Consider the following 17,943-nt stretch of genomic DNA (forward strand, 5'->3'; position numbering starts at 1 on the left):
TTACGATGGAACCGCTATATTCCATACTGCTTAGCAATCAGGACTACGCAGAGTACAAAGGGAAAATTAAACAGTGGTTATCAAAAGGCATAAAAGTCATCTGGTTTACTCAGAATGCAGATGAAGTATCGGAACTCAAGGCTGAGAATAGGCCATTTGTCAAGATATTTATGTTGCAGGCGTATAAAGTGACTTTTGCAGATGCTGCTTGCATCATCGATGGAAACGATGAGTCAGGCTTTGTTAGTAATGTTTTGGAAAGTGGATGCCCATTGTTTAACTCAGCACAGTATCTGGTTGAGCATTGTAAGGCTGATGAGCATATCGTTGTTCAGGCTTCTGCCGGAACAGGAAAGACTACGGTTATGATCGATCGTATTCTTTTTCTGATGCACACAATACCTGGGCTTCATTTGCAGGAAATCTATATGATTACCTTTACAAATGATGCTACCAATCAGATGAATAAGAGACTACAGGATGCCTTGGTTGCGCGTTATGAGCTGACTCGTGATCAGAAGTATCTCAGATGGCTGGAAGAACAGTCCCAGATGAATATTTCTACTATTCATAGTTTTGCTTATCAGATGCTTCGTGAATATGGTATAGGAGAAAGCTTTACCAAGAATCTTTCTATCAGAGGCTTTGAGTACGAGAAGAAAGAAATAATCAAAGACGCAGTGGATGGAAAGGTAGATGATACCAAACCTATCAAGGATCAGCTTGGAATACCGTTTTATAGGGCAAATGCTATTTTGAATCAGTACTGGGGAAGATTTTTACAGCTCGGAGTATCGCATTCAGATATGTTAAAGATGGACTGGGGCGAGCCTAAAGATGCAGCATCAAAGTCTTTTCATAGAGTTATAACAGAGACTATCCCTAAACTGGATGAGGCATATCTTGATATAAAGAGGGAAAAGGACGGAGTTGGTTTGAATGATATTATGCGTGACCTGCAGGAAGTCTTTAAGTCAGACTATATTCCGAGACCCGACATTACTATGAAATATCTGTTTATTGATGAGTTTCAGGATTCTGACTTGTCTCAGATTATGGTTGCCTGCTTTTTGGTGAAGCTATTAGGAGCAACCTTATTTGTGGTTGGTGATGTTAAGCAGAGTATTTATCGATTCCGCGGTGCTAATGATCAGTCCTTTGACATCCTGGAACAGTATAGGAAGGAAATGAATATAAAGAAACCAGTGAACTTTGAACTGGTGAATAACTATCGCACCTCTGCATCTGTACTTCAAAAAATGGACAGGTATTTCAGAGTCTGGGGAAAGCTTGATTATTTACAGTACGAAAAGTCTGTAATTCCTTTTAATCATGAAGACGGTATCTGCAAAATGATACATGCAGACGATAAGTCTGAGGATTATGACAGGAAGATAGCAGAAATTGCCAATAGCAGACGTGAGGATCTGATTTCACGTATTGAAGAAGGTGGATTAGAAGCAACAGAAAAGACGCGAGTGGTTCTTTTGGCAAGGACACATAAAGAAGTTAATATGTGTGCTGCAATTATGAGAAAGAATAAGATTCCGGTATCAGTTAAAGAAGATGGAAGTTTCTATGCTAGTGAGGCAGTCAGGGACTTTTACATAATGGTAGCTTCTTTTATGTTCCCTGATGAGCCGAAATATATTTTTGATTTCCTGCTAACGCCGTATGCAGGGGATGTTGATCCTATGAATATCAATGATATGGAGATGCTTCATGGTGACTACGATAACCTTGTAGATTATCTTGATCATTTCCTTAATCAGACAAACTGGAAGAAATATTATAAGGATTTACGCTTAAAGCCAGTACTTTCTGTGCTTAAGAGCATCCTTGATGATGTATCAGTAGTAGATAATTACATAACTAATCGAAAGAAAGTATTGCAGGATCAGGGCTGGCAAGAGAATAGATGTAATGCTCAGACCTATACAGATGCCAAGCAGTATCAGGCAAATCTTGAAAAGCTGATGGACATTATTCAGCGCACTCTTGGTGGGGAAAAAGTCAGCATATATGATATTTATAACTTCCTTAAGCTTAATATTGCGACTAATAGAAGTGAAGGTGAAGCGGAGGTTGAGTCTGAGGACGATTACAGATCTGTGCTTTGTATGACAGTGCATAAAGCAAAAGGTCTGGAATATGATACTATTTTTGTTCCTTATACAAATCGTGTATTTATAACCTTTGAAACTACAGAGGTTATTGTAGATCCTTTGGAAAGAAAAGTTGCCTGGAAATATACCGGAGATAAGGAAAAGAAGAATAAGCGCTATAAGTATACAGAGATGCAGAGCAGCTATTATGAGGAAATGAAGGCAAAGGACAGTTTTGCAGTTGTCCAGGAAGAGGCGAGAATCCTTTATGTTGCCATGACTCGTGCAATAAACCACTTTATTTGCCTTGTTCCGAACCCAAAGAACCAGGATACTTGGGCTAACTTTATACAGGAAGTAGGTGTTGACTATGAGTAGAAAAGTATATACATACACTGATTTAACAAAACTTCCTGAGAATAAATACTTTAAGGAGCTGGCGCAGTATCCTATTATTACTGTCTCTGCGGACTTAAGAAAAGGGTTTATAGGTACTGTTGGCTTGGAAAGAAAGGAAGAAGTCCTTTCATTTGAGGGAAAGCTACATATTACAGAGCTTAGAAATCTTACAAATAATATCAATACGCTTTGGAGTAGTGATCAGGCGAAGTTTGGCGAATCAATTATTCTGTCTGAGTTTATAAGAAAGAAGATAACTGCTACGCAGGATAAGAAGGAGCAGACCTGGCTCACAGGCTGCATCAGAAATCTAGATTCCATGATGTCAGCTATAAACCTGCTTGTGGAAGCAGAGATCAAGCCCGAACAGTTAGATACAATAGATGACCGGAATCTAAAGCTATTGGTCGATGCTTGGAATTATCTTCTTGAAAGAGACTCTTCCATAAGTGATTACAGGAATCGCATGGAGAGCATGGCATCAAGATCGGCTTGGGAAGAAGTATTTGCTAAAGCTTTCAATGAAAGTGGTCTTGGCAACAGTGAAGCTGTTGTATTTATGGGCTTTTACTATATTACGCCTATACAAGAGCACTTGATGAAACTCCTTGAAAAGGCGGGATTTCAGTTAATATATTTAATCCCTTATGATGAGAGATCCCCATTTGTCTATGAGATTTGGGACAAAACCTATACAGTAGAGAATGGTTATGAGGAGAAGGCAGCCTGGAATATGGAAAAATCAAGTGCCTATGATCCTTATGGCCTGATTTTTGAGGGTGAAGAAAGCGTAACCCTAAACAATAAGCTGGAAATAAAAGAATACGGTTCAATCATGGAATTTGTAGATGATGTGAAACGTATTAAGGGTGACAAGTTTACACTCTATGCCTCTTGTCAGAGAGAAGCTAATGAAATGCTTAAGGATTATTTCCCTGAAGAGTATGGAGAACGAAAGATATTGGCGTATCCTATTGGCCAGTTTGTAAGTTCTTTGAACAAGATGTGGAACGAGGATTTACAGACGATTACTCTGGATGCAGATAGTCTTATAGACTGCTTTTCTTCAGGTTGGCTTTCTGTCAATGGTGTTGCCGGAAAACAGTATATGCAGGATCTAATGCACGTCCTCCCCTTCTTTTCTTCTTGCAAGACTATTGAGCAGTGGGAGAAACAGATTGAGAAGCTTAAACAGATAAGAGAAGTAGTTATAAAGCCTTTTTCTAGTGAGCACGATGTGGATCCAGCTATTTCCAGGTGGCAGGAAGCAATCGAGAATCCTTTTGATAATTTCAGTATGTTCTCTGTTGAAGCTGAGAAACTTGATATTATCCTTTCGCTTGTAAAGCAGCTTTTAGATATGGCTAGAGAGCTGTTCGGCAATAACAGAGTAGTTAAGGTGAATGAGCATCTTGGAAAGCTAAATAGTCTATTAAGAAGAAATGAAATCTCCGATGAGCTTTATGAGGAAGAGCGAGGCATCATCGATAATATTTTTGATAAACTGAATCAATCGAACAGCTATATTGCTGAATGTACTCCTTCAGATATAGCCAGAGCACTTGATTTGTTTATGTCCGGAAGACTGGATGACAGTGAGATAGAGACAAATAGAGTTGGTTTCGTGCGCCCTATTTTCTTTATTGAAGCAGAGGCAGTCAAGAATATGAGCAAGGCGCATATTTGCATGTGTGATGTGAACAATATGCCCGGAGGAAACAAGGAGTATATCTGGCCACTGACAAAGGAGAAGATTCTTAAGTGTTACGAAACAACTAAGAATCCTCTGATTAGGAATCTCATGCAGATAATGGATTCTACTGTTCTGTGTAATAGATACTTTATGTATGCAGGTCTAAAGAATAAGGAAGTATGCATTTCCTGGATTAGTGAGATGAATGAGAAGCTTCTTTCTCCTTCACCTTATATAAAACTGATTGCTAATGCTGCTGGTATTAAGCTTAATCCAGCAAAGAAAAAAGAAATCACCTTTAACAGGATTGCAGATACACCTTATGGTGCAGGAAAGATAGCTCCTTATGAAAGGGATAAGCAGCCAAGGGATATTATCAAGGAAGCAAGAATGGCTTATGCGCTTTGCCCGATGAAATATACCTTGGGCTATGTTATGGAGAAACATCCAACTTTCGAGTCGGAATTCCAACAGAGCTACGCTTTGAATGCGCTTATTTCTGCGATTTATAACCTGATGAAAGACCAGGGTATGACTGTGAATCAGGTATATAAAAATGTTATAGAACTGTTTCCGTCTCTTAGAAAGAGTGAAAAGCGCCAAGTCTATGATTACATCTCTTATGACCGTGGCGAGAATGATTTTGACTATGGTAATCGTTCGGAGTGTGGCGGTAGATTCTATACAGATGAAAGATTAAAAATCCACTATCCAAATCAGGACGTTCGCGAGGTCACCAAGAAGAGATTCGGTGAATTGGCAACTCCTGATGGAAGAACTGGACTTGACCTGAACGAAGAAATGAAAGCCAGACCCGATGAAATGGTAGGAAGTATTGATCCGGTACAGCGTGCTTGTAGTTTCTGCCCGCATATCAGTTATTGTAAAAATGCAATATACGCAGTTGATCAGGAGAGTTATTATGATTGATAAAAAATTCTGGCAGACAATTGCAGATAATTGGAGCAAAGAGGATGATGGAATAGCTATTCCGGAAATAAAAAAAGGCGGAATTGAGCTTATAGACCCTTCAGTTGCTACCATGGACGCCAAGGTGGACGAAGAAGTTGATGATATCTTAGCAGACCTTGGATTGGATGACTTTTAAAGAAACTACAAGCAGGAGGACGATATGGCAGATAAGATTTATGATGCCTATCATCAGGAAATTGAACTTACAGATGAACAGCAGGCGTGCTTAAAGTATAGTGGCGAGCGAACCCTTATGGTTAAGGGACTTGCAGGAGCAGGAAAAAGTCTGGTCCTCATGGAGTTTGCACGTAAACTGCTTGCGAAATATGGGACCGATTCAAAGAATAAGGTCGCTATTTTTACTTTTCAGAATACTCTTGTGTCTACAACCAAAGAGTATTTAGAAGTAAACGGAACCTCAGAGGAGGGTGTAGTAGTTACTACAATAAATTCCTTCATAAAAGGTATTTATGAGCTTCTTGCAAAGTGTGGCGCTGCGCCGTTTAAGAAGTATCCTTATTCGGGAAAACAGGGTGAGCTACAAAGGATTAACAATGTCAAGGCTGCTATAAGAGCGCATCAGACTAAGTATGGTAAACATAGATTTCATAATATCGAGCCGGAATTCTGGATTGAAGAATTTGACTGGATGAAGGATATGAATGTCTGGACTGATGACATGGATCTGTATCTGACAATACCAAGAAAAGGTCGAGGCGGCAAAGTACGTATGAGCGCAGCAGATAGGGTGACTGCTTATCAGCTTTTTACCTGTTACTGTGAGCACCTTGAAAGAACAAAACAGGGTGACTGGGCTGATCAGACTCTTTTTATAGTAAGACACCCAGACTTAATCCCGGAAGCAATGAAGTTTGAGCATGTGCTTATAGATGAGGCCCAGGACCTATCCCTGGCTCAGATGACAGCAATCATGATGCTTTATAAGAAGGACATGGTTGTTGCAATGGACATGAATCAGCGTATTTTCAGTAAACAGTGGACTGCAAAACAGCTTGGCATAGAAACTACAACTAAAAAGCTTACAAAGTCCATGAGAACAACAAAGCAGATTGATGCACTTGCAGAATCAATTAGGTCAAAAAATGATGCTGTACTTTCTGAAGATGATAAGAGTTTGAGAGCCATTCCTGAAAGGACTGGAGATATACCTGAACTTGTGCATTTGGAAGATGCTGCAGCTGAGAGGAAATATGTTGTAAACCTTATCAAGACTTATCTCGCTTCTAATGATAAAATAACAATAGGTATTATTGCTGCAAAAAATAAGCAGATAGCGATTTATGCAGATTGGTTAGCTTCTGAGAATATCAATCATGAGCAGGTTAAGAAAGATTCAACATTCTCAATTGCTAAGCCTGGTGTGAAGATAGCTTCAGCCTATGGTGCAAAGGGACTGGAATTTGATGTGGTTATCATTCCTATGTTTGCAGAAGGAAATTTTCCATATGGGTTCCAGCCTGATGATGAAGAAGCCTATGAGCAGTATATGATTAAAATGCGTAATCTTGTCTATGTTTCTATGACAAGGGCAAGATTTAAGCTTGTTATAACCTTCTGGGGAAATAAAGGTTCAAGATTCATAGCAGATATGGATCCAGCTTTATATAATCTGACAGGCGATATGCCAAATATAAAGGTGCCAAGTTTTGTTTCAAAGGCGGCAGTGAGTACAGCTACTGAGAGTAGTACAACTGTAGTAGGTACGTCAAGTACAAACAGACCGATAAGGCCCGTTGCAAGAACTGTTGTAAGTACACAACCTGTGGCTTCTTCAAGCGTTATGAAGACTGGAAGCAGTGTTGCCTCCAACGGAGATCTTGTAGCCTTTTTGAAGAGCAAAGGAATAGAGGCTATTGATAAGCGTGATAAAGGCGGAGCGTTATGGATTGTTGGAGATAAGAGCCTTGATCCGATAGTGCAGGAGACCAAAAAGTTGTTTGGAGCAATGTGGATTTATAAGGCTGAAGGTGGAATGGCAACTAAGCATAGACCGAGCTGGTATACAAAGAGCTCAAAATAAGGATGGTATAAGATGGGATTTATCAGCTATCACGGAGAAAAAGAAGATCGTTATTCTGAGGTCTTAGAGTATTCCAGAGCTAGGCAAGAGGAAGAATGGAAAAAGTCAGAAGAAGAGCGTATCAGTAAGTGGCTTAAGGAGCTGACGGGCGATGATAAGCTAGCTCATTTTAATATTCAAGAATTGCTGAAGCTGATACTTTCCCAGTACAAGGCTCTGAAAGATTCGTATTGTTCTATTGTAGATGCTGGAGAAATACCATCTGGCTGTGATACAGCTTGTTTGTGGAAGGATTTTTCGATAGATATTGCAGACAGGCATATTCAAGCCTTTCATGTAATGCCTGAACTTCGAGAGAAACACCTTCAGACCTTTATTGATAAAATATTTAAGCTTTCCGGAATTATTTCAGCTTCAGAACATTTGGAAAAGATAGGTACTGATTCCGGGTATCGAAAATACTTTGTAGAATGCTTTGATCCAACCTGGACAGGCCGACACTTTTATCATTTGCTTCAATATATTGGAAAGGGTGATGAGAGTGCGGTTGAAGATTTTTTAGAAATCTATAAGAGATATACAATTATTTTGAACCTCTATTTTTATCAAGCGTTCCGGCCGCGCGACAATGGTTGGATTGGACAGATAGAGGCAGAGAGAAGTGCTATTGATGATATAAAAGTTCAGTATTCAAGGCGAGCACATATTGTTTTGAATCCTGCTTTTTTGCAGAATCCGTTATATAAAAAGGAAGAGCAGGTAGTAAATGCTTCGGCTATGGAAGAGACTACTATAGTAGAACCTATTATAGAAGAGCCGGTTGCGTCTCGCCCTGAAGAAGAGGCAATGATTGTTCCGCAGTCGGGGTTAGATAGAGTTCAGTTTAAAGCACTTTTAGAAAAGCAGGGAATAGCCAATTATGTAGCTGCCTGTAAGTTGCTTTTGAAGTGCGAAATGCCTGAGAACATCAGAGAAAACTATGAAAAGCTTATAGAACGTATGCCATTGCTACAGGATGCAGTGGATAAATTTGATCACGTCTATCATGCAGACCTAGACCAGTTTGATGACTATTTTGCACCGGAAGCACTTACGGTAACAGCAACTCTTGTAGAATATGAGGTTGTAAAGCCCTCTGAGGAAATTCTTCAGGACACTAGGGAAAACGTGTATCAAGCATCCAAGAAGCTTTTACTTCTTGTGAATGAGAAAATAGATGAGATATACAAATTTGTGACAATTGAAACTAATGCGGAAGCAAGGGCTCTTGAAGCGTTGATGAGCCAGGATGGGTATGTGGACCCGGAGTTAAAACTTAGGAGGGATTAACTATGTCAGAGTTGAAAGAAGAACAAAGAGTGATGGATCAGGGAATGGGCACAATTAAGGCAAGACCATTAACGCTTGACCCTGATGAAAATGCGCCTGTACTGGCAGAGCCTTCTCTTGGCTCTATTCAGACAACTACGGCAGATGCTGTGTTTAATGCTGGCTCCACGGATGAGTCCATGCTTACTCCTGAGGAGCAGAAGCAGGTGGACGAGTTTGTTAAGCAGATTGATATCAGCAATGTTAAAGTGCTTAACTCCTATGGCTCTAGTGCACAGAAGGGAATATCAACCTTTTCAGCTTCCATTACCGGAAAAGTGCGTACAAAAGAGTTTGGAGATGTGGGCGATAGCTTAAGAGATCTCCGTGCAGCTATAAACAGTACAGTTGCTCCAGAGAAGAAGGGACTGCTTGGACTGTTCCAGAAGGGTAAGAGCAAGGTTACATACCTGATTTCCAATTATGAGAGTGCTGAAACCAACATCCAGAAGATAGAGAAAGATTTGCAGCACCATCAGCAGGTTCTTACTAAGGATGTATATGTCTTTGATGAAATGTACAACATGAACCTTGAGTTTTACAAGGAACTCACAATGTATATCATAGCTGGTAAAAAAGCTTTGGAACAGGCAAAGTCAACAAAGCTTGTGGAGCTAAAAAACAAAGCAGACGCTACAGGAGATCAGCTTGATATTCAGATTTACCGTGATTATGATGATGCCTGCAAGCGATTTGAAAAGAGAGTATTTGACCTTGAAACAACAAGACTTGTTTCCATTCAGATGGCACCACAGATTAGATTGTTACAGAATGCTGATCAGGAAGTTGTTGATAAGCTAAGATCAGATATCATCAATACGATTCCTCTTTGGAGAAACCAGATGGTTCTGGCACTTGGCATAGAGCATAGCCGAAGAGCTCTTGATGCTCAGAGTGCTGTAACTGATATGACAAATGAGATGTTCAAGCGCAACGCTGAAACTCTTAAACAGGGTGCTATTGATGCTGCTCTTGCTTCAGAGAGAGGCATAGTAGATGTTGAAACGATTCGTAAGGTAAATGCAGATATTATTACTTCAATCAATGAAGTTGTAAAGATTCATGAAGAAGGATCAAAGCGAAGAAGTGAGGCTCAGGAGGAGCTGGCTAAGATTGAGGATGAATTGAAACAGGCACTGCTAGAAGCAGGAAGCAGATAAACAGAATCATAAAATGGGGATGTGATACGGATTCTGTAGGCATCTCCATTTTTGTTATTAGAATGTAGGAGGCAGATTGATGAAGAAAAAATTGAAGATATCCTATAATGCACCGGTGGTGCTGACCTTTGTTCTAATCTGCCTGGTGGTGCTGGTTATAGATGGTCTGACCATGGGAAAGAGTACAAACCTCCTATTCATGACCTATCATTCATCGCTGGCGAATCCATTGACGTATATTAGGTTTTTTACACATGCTCTTGGTCATAGTGGATGGTCGCATTTTATCAATAATGCAGCTTATTTGTTACTGCTTGGTCCGATGCTTGAGGAGAAACATGGTTCTCAAACCCTGCTAGAGATAATCGCTATTACTGCTTTGGTGACAGGACTTGTAAATTACATCTTCTTTCCAAGTGTAGGCTTGTGTGGAGCCAGTGGAGTAGTATTTGCCTTTATTATCCTGGCTTCCTTTACTGGCTTTAAGGATGGAGAGATTCCGCTTACCTTTATACTTGTTGCGATTATATACATAGGGCAGCAGGTGATTGAAGGAATTACTATTTCCGATAATATTTCTAATATGGCGCATATTGTTGGCGGTGCGGTAGGTGCAATACTGGGGTATGTGCTCAATAGGAAACCTAAATATTCAAGATAAATGTTCGGTGAAGATTAGACTAAAGAAACTAATGTATAGGTGTGTTATTGAGCCCAAGGAAGGACAAATCAATGAGAATGCATTTTATAGATACATCGTATACTGACGGAGAGTACAAATATAAAACTTAGAAAAAGGCATAACGGAAATAACCAATCTTAAGACTAATGTAAAGGGTATTGTGTATTATCAAGGAACCGGCTTTGTTATTAAAATTGGTGATAAAACACATTATGACGACGAAACCTGGAAGAATTGGTTATGAAAAAATACAGTGTCTATGAATGTTGCTAGACATAACGAATATATCGGAGGTGTGGAGTACGGCTTATCAGTACCATAATTGGGATAGCAAAAGAGAATATGACAGGTTCTGGGGCAAGGATAAAAAGCGCAAAAAGAGAAGAAACTTTCTTGTTTTTTTGCTGATAGTTCTTGTAGTTGGAGTACTATTATTTGTTCTAATGAATAAGCTTTCACAGCGGAATACAAGGAGTCTTGGGCAAAACGCAGAAACTTTTTCAATGAGCCTGGTGGAATCAGATGAGACGATTATTCCAGAATATTCAGGCGAAATCTACGTTGAGCTCAATGGGAATATGCCTTGTTTTAATGAGTATGACCTTTTAAATGTGTCGGGAGAGACATATTCAGAGCTTGATAAATTTGGCAGATGTGGAACGGCTATAGCTATGCTTGATAGAACTATGATGCCTACAGAAGAGCGTGGCTCGATAGGACAGATAAGACCTTCGGGTTGGAATCAGGAAAAGTATCCAGGCTTGGTAGATTCAGATCCACCGTATCTATATAACCGTTGTCATCTGATTGCATATGCATTGACCGGACAAAATGCAAATGAGCTCAACTTGATTACCGGCACAAGGTATTTCAATGTGGAAGGAATGCTTCCCTTTGAAGAACAGGTAATGAGATACCTTGATAATTCAGACAATCATGTTCTTTATAGAATAACACCATATTTTAAGGATAAAGAGCTTCTGGCAAGAGGCGTTGAGATGGAAGCATATTCTGTGGAGGACAATGGTGCAGCGATATGTTTTCATGTGTTTGTTTATAATGTTCAGCCGGGGATAGTGCTAGATTATAAGACAGGAGAAAGTGAAATAGAGTAGCTTGTTGAGGGAAATATGTTGAAATATGAAGATATAACACAGGATATGATTTTTCAAGATTGGTTCAAATATGAACCACATGATGTTCAGTACGTCAGATTTTGCGAAGATAATCCATCTGCGATAGCAGCTGGTTATAAAATAGCTGATGTTTATCGCTCGTTTGCGATGGCACGAGCATCATTACTGTTTTCGTTAGAGAATAATTATGGAGATTTAGCAAAGCCTGGTGATGATTTGCTAGTAAGAACGCTATTTGTTCAGAATGCAATTTTGCAATATTCAATATGTGAGGATCTATCATGGCAAGTGGCTTGGGCGTATATATTACCGGCAGATATTACCTATTTAATGAATAATGAGTATGAGAAGATGTCCAAGGAATGTAATAGAGATAATCTCATAGAACAGTTGGATTGTGGCATATCACAGCATTCTTTAGAAGCAGAGAAAATCAAAGAAATAATAGTAAAATTTGATGATGATGAAGATATAAAAAAGTTCAGAACACTTTACAATTTTCTAAAGCATAGAGGGAATATCCACGTTGAAGGATTGGGAAATGAAGATGAGTATTTAATGTCTATGGTAAATGGAAAGGCAGTCAAGATTTTATCACGTGAGAAGTATACATTAGAACAGCTTCAGGATTTAACATGGAATTATCATCAAAAGTTTGAAAAGTACTTTTCGGAATTGATTACCGCTGTGATTCCAGATGATTATACGAATAATAGTGTTACCCTCGGGGAATGGATAATCAGCAACTTGAAAATGGCGGATGCGCAGAAAAACAAAAACTGAGGAATAGATTATGGGATTTTTTTCACACGGCAACAAATCAGATGATATAGACTATGATAGGCTCCGTAGAGATTTGGCCGATGAATATGGCGCCCAGAGCGCAGCGTTCTCTGGAGGCTTTGGATTTCTTGAAATGTGTGATGCTGAGGATGCTACCAATGAGCAGCTTCTTGAAATGGCACGAAGGGAAGGCTTCAATCTCAACAAATATAAACGATAAAGGGGAATAGAATTTGGCAACAGCGATCATTTATTACAGCAAACATCATGGAAACACCAAGAAATTACTGGATGCTATAGCAGCGTCTGGTTCTGATGTGGAGTTAGTCGATGCTACTGAGAAGCATGAGCTTGATCTCAGCAAGTATGACAGAATTGGCTTTGCTTCAGGTATCTATTATGGCAAGTTCGCAGAACAGGTTCTGACCTTCGCAAAGGTTAATCTGCCTACAGGGAAGGATGTCTTTTTCATTGCTACAGCAGGCAATCCCACAAAGAACTGCTTTAACTCCATTGCGGAAGTAACAGAAGCTAAGCACTGTAAGGAACTTGGAAGATATATTTCAAAAGGATTTGATACTTATGGGCCTTTCAAACTTGTCGGCGGTCTTCAGAAAGGACATCCGACAGAGGAAGAAATCCAGGGAGCGATTGATTTTTATAAATCCCTGTAAATCATTGTTAGAGGTGGAACGGAATGAATCTGACTATAAACGAAATTCAGATGGTTAAGGTAGTAGAGAAATCCTTTGATGTGGAAAGAATGACAGACTTTCATCGCTGGCATTATGAGCTGTATTCAGATGCTGTTGTTACCTATCGCATGGAGAAGGGCAGCCAGAAGAAGATTGGGAAGAGCATTACTCCGATAGCAAAGGATGAAATGAAAGCATTTTTCAAGGAACTATATGATTTTGTTCGCACAGCAGAAATGTCTTGTGAGACCATTGATGATTGCTCTCATGAAGTAACATTTATCTATGGACCACTTCACAGAGAAATATTTGAAGGTGCTACCTGCAAAGGACATGAGGATCTGATCCATAAGATTACAAGCTTTATAAATGCACATAGGGGAAGGACAGATGAGTAAGCACATAAAGGTAGATGGGCAACTGCTCCAGGTAAATAAGAAATTTAAGGATTTAAAACAGAAGCAGCAGAGCACAATTCATGGTTGGCTCTATGAAGCTTATAAAAAGCAGGTGGCTCAAAACCTGACAGATTCAGAAGCTCTGTCAGATGTATTTGAAAAAATAGATGAGGCTGGCATATGGATTCCGGAGCATGAGATCATAACCGCATACCGCGCCAAGAAGACAAAGTACAGAAAACGTATGGAAGCCACCAATATGAGTGATGGCTTTAAGTTTGACTATAATGCAGCTGCAAACTACTGGGTTCATAAGGATGCTCATTCCAATAAAATGGATCGCCAGCAGCTTGCAGAAAGAATCAATAAATTTATAGAGGAACATAATACCTGCACTCTGGGAACTGCCTCAGAGGGGCATGTCAGATGTACTCCGATTGAGTATAACTATGTGGATAAGAAGCTGTATTTTTTCTCAGAAGGTGGATTAAAGTTCAAGGGATTAAAGAAAAATAAACATGTTGGTGTTGCTATATATGAACCCTACAATGGTTTCGGAAATCTTAAGAGTTTACAGATTGAGGGTACAGCAAATTTGGTGGAGCCTTTCAGTGATGAGTATTTGAAACTCATGGAACATAAGAAGATTCCAGTAGAGGCAATGAAGAAGCTGCCACAGCCTATGAATCTAATCAGGGTTGTGCCAAGATACTTCGATTATCTGGACTCTGATTTGAAGAAAGAAGATCTGAGCAGCAGACAGCATTATGAGGTATAGCTTTGAGTATTAGGGATGATGTCACAAAGTACATAAAGAAAAAATACAAGGCTTCTCCTGAGTATTTATGGAAGAGGTATCCTGATTATGCAGTTTTCAGGCATGATGACAATCGGAAATGGTTTTGCATAATCATGGATGTTGATGCTGATAAGCTGGGATTACCCGGAACTGAAAGAGTGGATATCATTGATGTAAAAATTGATGATCTTATGTTAAGAGACATCCTTTTGCAGCAACATGGATATCTGCCGGGCTATCATATGAACAGAGGGAGCTGGATCACTATATTGATGGACGGGAGTGTGAATCTTCAGGAAGTTTGCAACATGATAGATGCAAGCTTTGAAATGACAGCTTCAGCAAAGAAAAAGCAGAAGTTCAGGCAGCCTAAGGAATGGATCATTCCTGCTAATCCAATGTATTACGATATTGAGCACGCCTTCGATGATGCTAAGATAATTGATTGGAAGCAGGGAGCAGGCATCATCAAGGGAGATACTGTTTATATGTATGTTGGATCTCCTGTTTCAGCTATCCTGTATAAATGCAAAGTTATTGAAACAGACATTCCTTATGAATATGAGGACAAAAATCTGACCATAAAGGCACTGATGAAGATACAGCTTCAGAAGAGATACAAGCCAGACAAGTTTACCTTTGATCTGCTTAAGAGTGAATATGGAATATACGCTGTACGAGGACCGAGAGGTATACCAAACAGTTTGGGTGCGGCATTGAAATGAGGATAACACATGAATAATGAAATAATTTACAACCAAAACGGAAAGCTTATGGATGACGTAAGCAATATCATTGAATCGTCACAAAGATATGCCTATCATGCAGTTGATAGTATTCTTGTGTTGAGAAACTGGCTTCTTGGAAAAAGAATAGCCACTGAAAATATGGGTGGAACTGGTTCTGAAAGATATGGAGCCGAGATAATAGCTACGCTTTCCGAAAACTTAACTGAAAAATATGGGAAAGGTTTTGATAAATCCTCTCTTTACCGCTATGTAAAGTTTTATCAGAATTTCCCTGAGATTGTTGCCACGATGTCGCCACAATCTATTGAAGGACAGACTGAGGAGATTGTTGCCACAGTGTCGCCACAATCTTTTGACGTTAGCAAAGTAGGTATGCGGGGTGGACTTCTATCTTGGAGCCATTATAGGGTGTTACTTCAGGTAGAGGATGAGATTGCTAGAAAATGGTATGAAAAAGAAGCCTATGAGCAAACATGGAGCGTTAGAACGCTACAGAGAAATGTAAATACACAGTATTATGATAGGATGCTTCTTACGACAAATAAGCCTGCTGTAGAAGCTGAAATGAAAGAACTCACTTCTGAATATCAAAAGAAATTAGAGTTTATCAGAAACCCTGTTATTGCGGAGTTTCTTAATATGCAGGAAAGCACGGAATATCTTGAGTCTGATTTGGAAAGTGCAATATTGGGAAATCTTCAGAAGTTTCTAATGGAGTTAGGCAAGGGCTATGCTTTTGTGGCAAGGCAACAGCATATACATACAGAGAAGCAGGATTATTACATAGATCTTGTTTTCTATAATTACATATTAAAATGCTTTGTGCTCATTGACTTAAAGATTGGTAAAGTAACGCATCAGGATGTAGGCCAGATGGATATGTATGTACGCATGTATGATGAGATGAAGCGTAATGAGGGTGATAATCCTACTCTTGGTATAGTTTTATGTTCTGAGACAGATGAAGATATTGCCAGGTATTCAGTTATGCATGAAAATGAGCAGCTATTTGCTGCAAAGTATAAACTATGCCTTCCATCAGAGGAGCAGCTGAAGGCTGAAATTGAGACTCAAAAAGAGATATTTTATATGCAGCATCCTGAACTTAAAGAGTAAAAGTATCGGATAAAGTAGCGGATAAAGTAGCGGATAAAAGTATCGGTAACGCTAATAATGGCATAATAAAAAGACTCACCATCATCGGTGAGTCTGCATGTGTTTCTATACAAGTGGGTCAATTGTCTTTTTGGGTGAGCGGAAAGACTTCCGGTATCAGAAGATTAAAGTAAGCTGAGATTCTATAAGCCATTTCAAGGGACAGGTTCTGATCACAGTTTTCAATCTTGCTGATGGTGCGCCTGCTTACTCCGAGATCTTCAGCCATTTTGTTCTGACTGATGTTACGGTCTTTACGCAGGTCGTGGACATTGTTGGAATAAATCAAATCTTTCAAAAACATCACTCCTCTCGTATAAACGTAGCTTCTCTGACAAGTACCATTTTACTAAAGAGGCTGTCCGATATTGTGGACACTAATCAATGGCAAGCTTGCCGAATATCTTAAAAGAGCTGTATTCAGTGATCTGAATGGGATTATATTTTGCGTTAAGTGATACAAGAAATGTCCCGCTTTCCTTTTGGAGATATTTCTTAAAGTAGGTCATTCCGTCCAGGAAGAAAAGACCGATATCTCCAGAGTTGAGACTTTCTGTCTGTTCTATCCATACAAGCTCTTTGTTTTTAAATCTTGGTTCCATGCTGTCTCCGTCGAGGTATACGCCAAAGGTTGCTTTGTTTGGCACATGGTCATATATCTCAACTTCATCAAAATTCTCATCATCAATATAATTACCGGTTCCGGCAGATGCTGGAAGCAGGGCGACTTTCATAATTCGCGGTTGAAACTCTACGATCTCAGCTATCTGTTTCTTATATTCTCCGGACTTTTCCAGCAGTTCAATGTATTCAAGAACTTTCTTTATACCTTCATCATTTAGATTCTTGAAGGGATCATTAGGGTTCTCCCCTATAAACTCAGTATAAATATCATTGATTCCAAGTATTTCACATAAGGCCAGCAGTGTGTCCGCAGATGGAATACTGTTTCTTTTTTCCCAGGCACTAATCGCTGCATTTTTTATATGAATATCATATTTTTCGAGCTTGCTTGCAATCTCTATCTGGGACATCTTTTTATTGTTTCTATGCCAGGAAATCACTTCACCAATATTCTTCATGCCATTCTCTCTCTTTCTGTCGTGGTGGTATCAATTCTCTGTATAAAAATATAACATTTAAAAAGCGTGTTTTCAATGAAAATCAAATATAATTAGAAAATGTGATATATAGTAGCCTTGATTTGGAATGACAATAGATTTATAGTTATCTATGTCGAGAGGAGATATACAGGCAGCACAGCCTCAGTGCACTCGGAACTTACCTGTATCGTTTGGGGAATTATGGAGGAAATGGACGTATGGAGAAGGATGTCTATATGCGTAGAGGGACATGAAGCATCCACCTTCTGCGCATGAAATCATAGAGGCTTTTGGTAAGCTGCTCGGACCTCGGAGATTTATAGTCGGCTTGCTTCGTAAACTGAATAATGAATATATCTCAATGACTTGTAAAGGTGACTTTCCCTTTCCTTTTCAAGCTCTTGGACAACACTTTGAATCGGAGGTGACGAGTCTACATGCAGGAAGTTGAGTTTTATTGTAAAAAGTGCAGGAAGTCCATGAAGATGGCTTATACACTTATCGGAGATAAGGATGCTCCGGCTATGAATGGCATCAGTATCAGATGTCACACACATAAATGTACCAGAGTAGTAACCCTGAAGAACTTCACAGAAGAGAAGATAGTATTAAGGGCAGGATCTACTGGCAGATGTTATCTGTAAATAACTTAGAATAAAGGCGCGGATATTCCGTGCATAACTATGACAATTAAATTAGGACATC

The 17,943-nt window shown here is 39.4% G+C and carries 18 protein-coding genes; 16 read left to right on the plus strand and 2 right to left on the minus strand.

Annotated features, from left to right (window positions below; genetic code table 11):
* The first annotated feature begins 5 nt into the window (after positions 1–5).
* From G622_RS0101150 to G622_RS0101220, 15 genes are all read left to right on the plus strand, one after another.
* Positions 6–2,483, plus strand: a complete 2,478-nt coding sequence (locus tag G622_RS0101150; protein ID WP_026509169.1) for a UvrD-helicase domain-containing protein — start codon at positions 6–8, stop codon at positions 2,481–2,483.
* A complete protein-coding gene (locus G622_RS0101155; protein WP_026509170.1) occupies positions 2,476–5,127 on the plus strand; it encodes a hypothetical protein in 2,652 nt (883 codons plus the stop codon). Before G622_RS0101150 ends, G622_RS0101155 begins: the two co-directional genes overlap by 8 nt.
* Positions 5,120–5,305 carry a hypothetical protein gene (locus tag G622_RS0101160; RefSeq protein ID WP_026509171.1) on the plus strand — a complete coding sequence of 62 codons (186 nt, stop codon included), beginning with the start codon at positions 5,120–5,122 and terminating at the stop codon, positions 5,303–5,305. The genes G622_RS0101155 and G622_RS0101160 overlap by 8 nt, the downstream gene beginning before the upstream one ends.
* A 24-nt stretch (positions 5,306–5,329) precedes the next feature.
* On the plus strand, positions 5,330–7,210 hold the full coding sequence (locus G622_RS0101165; RefSeq protein WP_026509172.1) for a 3'-5' exonuclease: 1,881 nt from the start codon (positions 5,330–5,332) through the stop codon (positions 7,208–7,210).
* Between the two features lie 12 nt (positions 7,211–7,222).
* Positions 7,223–8,539 carry a hypothetical protein gene (locus tag G622_RS0101170; protein WP_026509173.1) on the plus strand — a complete coding sequence of 439 codons (1,317 nt, stop codon included), beginning with the start codon at positions 7,223–7,225 and terminating at the stop codon, positions 8,537–8,539.
* Between the two features lie 2 nt (positions 8,540–8,541).
* Positions 8,542–9,738 carry a toxic anion resistance protein gene (locus G622_RS0101175; RefSeq protein ID WP_044956899.1) on the plus strand — a complete coding sequence of 399 codons (1,197 nt, stop codon included), beginning with the start codon at positions 8,542–8,544 and terminating at the stop codon, positions 9,736–9,738.
* Positions 9,739–9,817: 79 nt separating this feature from the next.
* Positions 9,818–10,399, plus strand: coding sequence for a rhomboid family intramembrane serine protease (locus G622_RS0101180; RefSeq protein ID WP_026509175.1), 582 nt, complete (start codon positions 9,818–9,820; stop codon positions 10,397–10,399).
* 284 nt (positions 10,400–10,683) lie between these two features.
* Positions 10,684–11,535 carry a DNA/RNA non-specific endonuclease gene (locus tag G622_RS0101185; RefSeq protein WP_081675118.1) on the plus strand — a complete coding sequence of 284 codons (852 nt, stop codon included), beginning with the start codon at positions 10,684–10,686 and terminating at the stop codon, positions 11,533–11,535.
* A gap of 15 nt (positions 11,536–11,550) precedes the next feature.
* On the plus strand, positions 11,551–12,339 hold the full coding sequence (locus G622_RS0101190; RefSeq protein ID WP_026509177.1) for a hypothetical protein: 789 nt from the start codon (positions 11,551–11,553) through the stop codon (positions 12,337–12,339).
* Positions 12,340–12,349: 10 nt separating this feature from the next.
* The gene (locus G622_RS0101195) at positions 12,350–12,559 is read left to right on the plus strand and encodes a hypothetical protein (RefSeq protein ID WP_026509178.1); all 210 of its coding nucleotides are present in this window, start codon (positions 12,350–12,352) and stop codon (positions 12,557–12,559) included.
* A 13-nt stretch (positions 12,560–12,572) separates the two neighbouring features.
* A complete protein-coding gene (locus G622_RS0101200) occupies positions 12,573–13,013 on the plus strand; it encodes a flavodoxin domain-containing protein (RefSeq protein ID WP_026509179.1) in 441 nt (146 codons plus the stop codon).
* 23 nt (positions 13,014–13,036) lie between these two features.
* Entirely contained in the window at positions 13,037–13,432 is a 396-nt protein-coding gene (locus G622_RS0101205; protein WP_026509180.1) for a hypothetical protein, read from the plus strand.
* Positions 13,425–14,210 carry a pyridoxamine 5'-phosphate oxidase family protein gene (locus G622_RS0101210; protein WP_242832930.1) on the plus strand — a complete coding sequence of 262 codons (786 nt, stop codon included), beginning with the start codon at positions 13,425–13,427 and terminating at the stop codon, positions 14,208–14,210. The genes G622_RS0101205 and G622_RS0101210 overlap by 8 nt, the downstream gene beginning before the upstream one ends.
* Before the next feature lie 2 nt (positions 14,211–14,212).
* Complete coding sequence (locus G622_RS0101215; RefSeq protein ID WP_026509182.1) at positions 14,213–14,956, plus strand: MmcQ/YjbR family DNA-binding protein; 744 nt, start codon at positions 14,213–14,215, stop codon at positions 14,954–14,956.
* Between the two features lie 9 nt (positions 14,957–14,965).
* On the plus strand, positions 14,966–16,096 hold the full coding sequence (locus G622_RS0101220) for a PDDEXK nuclease domain-containing protein (RefSeq protein WP_026509183.1): 1,131 nt from the start codon (positions 14,966–14,968) through the stop codon (positions 16,094–16,096).
* 118 nt (positions 16,097–16,214) lie between these two features.
* Here G622_RS0101220 and G622_RS0101225 read toward each other — a convergent pair whose 3' ends face one another.
* Together G622_RS0101225 and G622_RS0101230 are read right to left on the minus strand one after the other, a co-directional pair.
* Complete coding sequence (locus G622_RS0101225) at positions 16,215–16,433, minus strand: helix-turn-helix transcriptional regulator (RefSeq protein ID WP_196814163.1); 219 nt, start codon at positions 16,431–16,433, stop codon at positions 16,215–16,217.
* Positions 16,434–16,512: 79 nt separating this feature from the next.
* Positions 16,513–17,217, minus strand: a complete 705-nt coding sequence (locus G622_RS0101230) for an XRE family transcriptional regulator (RefSeq protein ID WP_026509185.1) — start codon at positions 17,215–17,217, stop codon at positions 16,513–16,515.
* A 458-nt stretch (positions 17,218–17,675) separates the two neighbouring features.
* Between G622_RS0101230 and G622_RS0101240 the strand changes: the two genes are divergently transcribed.
* A complete protein-coding gene (locus G622_RS0101240) occupies positions 17,676–17,882 on the plus strand; it encodes a hypothetical protein (RefSeq protein ID WP_026509187.1) in 207 nt (68 codons plus the stop codon).
* The last annotated feature ends 61 nt before the right edge of the window (positions 17,883–17,943 follow it).

Origin of the sequence: Butyrivibrio sp. LC3010 (genome assembly GCF_000424385.1) — a bacterium.
GTDB lineage: Bacteria > Bacillota > Clostridia > Lachnospirales > Lachnospiraceae > Butyrivibrio.

Excerpts from the sequence above, each read along its gene's own strand:
- G622_RS0101155 (WP_026509170.1), top strand. The coding sequence starts at position 2,476 with ATGAGTAGAAAAGTATATACATACACTGATTTAACAAAACTTCCTGAG.
- G622_RS0101175 (WP_044956899.1), top strand. The coding sequence starts at position 8,542 with ATGTCAGAGTTGAAAGAAGAACAAAGAGTGATGGATCAGGGAATGGGC.
- G622_RS0101150 (WP_026509169.1), top strand. The coding sequence starts at position 6 with ATGGAACCGCTATATTCCATACTGCTTAGCAATCAGGACTACGCAGAG.
- G622_RS0101170 (WP_026509173.1), top strand. The coding sequence starts at position 7,223 with ATGGGATTTATCAGCTATCACGGAGAAAAAGAAGATCGTTATTCTGAG.
- G622_RS0101165 (WP_026509172.1), top strand. The coding sequence starts at position 5,330 with ATGGCAGATAAGATTTATGATGCCTATCATCAGGAAATTGAACTTACA.
- G622_RS0101210 (WP_242832930.1), top strand. The coding sequence starts at position 13,425 with ATGAGTAAGCACATAAAGGTAGATGGGCAACTGCTCCAGGTAAATAAG.
- G622_RS0101195 (WP_026509178.1), top strand. The coding sequence starts at position 12,350 with ATGGGATTTTTTTCACACGGCAACAAATCAGATGATATAGACTATGAT.
- G622_RS0101240 (WP_026509187.1), top strand. The coding sequence starts at position 17,676 with ATGCAGGAAGTTGAGTTTTATTGTAAAAAGTGCAGGAAGTCCATGAAG.
- G622_RS0101230 (WP_026509185.1), bottom strand. The coding sequence starts at position 17,217 with ATGAAGAATATTGGTGAAGTGATTTCCTGGCATAGAAACAATAAAAAG.
- G622_RS0101180 (WP_026509175.1), top strand. The coding sequence starts at position 9,818 with ATGAAGAAAAAATTGAAGATATCCTATAATGCACCGGTGGTGCTGACC.
- G622_RS0101160 (WP_026509171.1), top strand. The coding sequence starts at position 5,120 with ATGATTGATAAAAAATTCTGGCAGACAATTGCAGATAATTGGAGCAAA.
- G622_RS0101190 (WP_026509177.1), top strand. The coding sequence starts at position 11,551 with ATGTTGAAATATGAAGATATAACACAGGATATGATTTTTCAAGATTGG.
- G622_RS0101220 (WP_026509183.1), top strand. The coding sequence starts at position 14,966 with ATGAATAATGAAATAATTTACAACCAAAACGGAAAGCTTATGGATGAC.
- G622_RS0101205 (WP_026509180.1), top strand. The coding sequence starts at position 13,037 with ATGAATCTGACTATAAACGAAATTCAGATGGTTAAGGTAGTAGAGAAA.
- G622_RS0101185 (WP_081675118.1), top strand. The coding sequence starts at position 10,684 with ATGTTGCTAGACATAACGAATATATCGGAGGTGTGGAGTACGGCTTAT.